This window comes from Spiroplasma sp. ald (genome assembly GCF_044714355.1).
Taxonomy (GTDB): domain Bacteria; phylum Bacillota_I; class Bacilli_A; order Mycoplasmatales; family Mycoplasmataceae; genus Spiroplasma; species Spiroplasma phoeniceum.
The window spans coordinates 1-2,250 of record NZ_RXFY01000139.1 but is presented as its reverse complement, the minus strand read 5'-3'; the positions used below and the strand labels follow the sequence as shown (position 1 = coordinate 2,250).

The window sequence follows — 2,250 nt, the reverse complement described above, 5'->3', positions numbered from 1 at the left end:
TATCGTTAATTTTATAATATTGCATATAAGAAGCAATAACATCTCACTTGTCTTTAAATAAATTTAAGTACATTTTGGCTCATTCTAAACATTGCAAATCATAATGATTTTTATGATGTGAAATACGACAATTAACAGGCTGACAATTAGCTCATTCAAAAGATGTTGTTATTTCATTTCAATTTTTATTAATATACAAACTTTTATATTCTGTCATTTATCTATACTCCTTAATTCTTTTTATTTGTTGCTCAAATTTCATCATTAATATCATTTACCATTACTGGATAAGCTCGTATCATTAATTCTTGTAATTTATTTTTAATTTTTTTATTTCATTTTTTAATAAAATATTTTCCTTTCTGTAAAAAAACATAATATTCCTTTATTGGTTAATATTTTGATATTTAGTAAATAATTTATTTTAGTATTTAATTACTTCGCAGCCCGCTTCACTTTGAAGGTGAGCGGGGGCGGATAGGATATTTTGATAGAGTTTACCCCCATACGGAAATAAACAAAAAACAGTTTACCCAGCTATTAATTACGCTTCATCCATCCCTAGACAACTTTATATAAAGAAAATAACCTTTTGGAGCTCCAACCCTCTTGTTTTTAGTGTCCGATATTGTTTTTTTCGGTTTAACAACACTCTTTTTATGAAAACAAGCCAAAAAACACATGCTCTGACATTTCGTAAGTGATTAATCTTGCCGAGAATTAAAGAAATAAATAGGAGAGTAAATCCAATCGCTTTAACACTTTCTTTAAGGCTTCGTGCCATAGATGAGTTATATCCATCTTTAAGCATCAAAATATTAAGTTTTAGATTGCATTATTCATCAGATAGTACCTTTATTAAAAATGATATTATTAGTTGTTAAACTGAAAAAATATAATAAATCACAGAAAGGAAATTATAAAAATTAACTAGTCTGTAGGGAAAAATAGGTTAATTTTTAGTTTTAAAGATACTATCTGATGAATAATGCAAATAAAAAAATCGCTTTAATAAGCGATTACTTTAATTTATATTTAATTACTTTATTTATATTTTTTATAAAACCTAAGCTTTTTTCCGACTACCAACAATATATTAAAGGTGCAATTGTTAAATATGAACCATTTAAAAATAAATTAACAACTATTATTGATAGTAAAGTTTATTGTAAAAGAATTGAAGAAGCAGGATATAGTCCACGAAAATCAATTATATTTAAAAGTGAAAAATTTGAATGGGATGCTATAAATTCTTGCCCAAAAATTCATGAGATTAATTTTAATGCAAATACTAGTGATTATAATGAGATAATTGGAGCTTATGCTTTTGCAAAAGATAAAAATGCTAATTATCAAGGTATTTTATTAAGAAAAGCAGATATTGACCGTTTAAAAAATAGTAGTCCAAGTGGAAATAGTGAATATTCCCCTTGAAATAAATGACCAAAAGAAATGGTTGAAGCAAAATTATATCGTAAATTAGCCCAAGAATTAGGCGTTGATATTAATGATATTGATTTAGATGAAAAACAAATAAAAGAAGATGGTAATTTTGATTATATACCTTTTAATGATATTACTGTCGCCAAAAATCAGGGGCAGATGAACAATGAATCCTTATCAAATAATATAAATACCCCATCTTATACAGAAATATCGGACACAAACAATAATGTCGTTAAAGAAGAAGATATATCAAATGTAGTGTCAGCAGTTAACAATGATGAGGAATGAGCAAAATGGGAATAAAAATAGGTATTGACCCATCAGGAACTGGTACTACTGCTATTGTTATTTTTGAAAATGAAATTGTAATACAAAAAATTGAATTTAAAACAAAAGAATGATTATTACACGTTAAAGAAATTTTAGATAATATAATTCCTACTGCAGAAATCATTAATATTGAAGATTGTTTATATACATCCACTAATGCTAGTAAAGACCTCGATGATTTATTAAAATTAATTGGAACAGTTAAATACAATACAAAAAAAGTAAGCAATATTAATTGAGTATCACCAAGACATACTAAATCAGTTGTTAAAAATATAGAAAATTTAAGTAAATATAATAATGGTTGTATTCAAGAATTTAGTAAAAATGATTATTTAACTTATGAATATGGTAAAGGTTGAAAATATAATAATAGACTTCTTGCATAACCTATTAAAATAATTGTAAATATTTTTAAAAAGATACTAATAGCAAATTATAATTTTAATTAATTATGTCTTTTATTTAAAAATT

Annotated in this window: 3 protein-coding genes; 2 read left to right on the top strand and 1 reads right to left on the bottom strand. The window is 25.0% G+C overall.

The genetic code is table 4. The annotated features are described in order from the left end of the window. On the bottom strand, nt 1-217 hold a 217-nt coding region (locus EHU54_RS05605), incomplete at its 3' end, for a hypothetical protein (RefSeq protein ID WP_400249409.1). A 764-nt stretch (nt 218-981) separates the two neighbouring features. On the opposite strand from EHU54_RS05605, the gene EHU54_RS05600 reads away from it, so the two are divergent. Both EHU54_RS05600 and EHU54_RS05595 read left to right on the top strand, forming a co-directional pair. Beyond that, a complete protein-coding gene (locus tag EHU54_RS05600; protein ID WP_400249408.1) occupies nt 982-1,749 on the top strand; it encodes a recombinase RecT in 768 nt (255 codons plus the stop codon). Continuing rightward, nucleotides 1,740-2,165, top strand: coding sequence for a hypothetical protein (locus EHU54_RS05595; protein WP_400249406.1), 426 nt, complete (start codon nt 1,740-1,742; stop codon nt 2,163-2,165). Before EHU54_RS05600 ends, EHU54_RS05595 begins: the two co-directional genes overlap by 10 nt. The last annotated feature ends 85 nt before the right edge of the window (nt 2,166-2,250 follow it).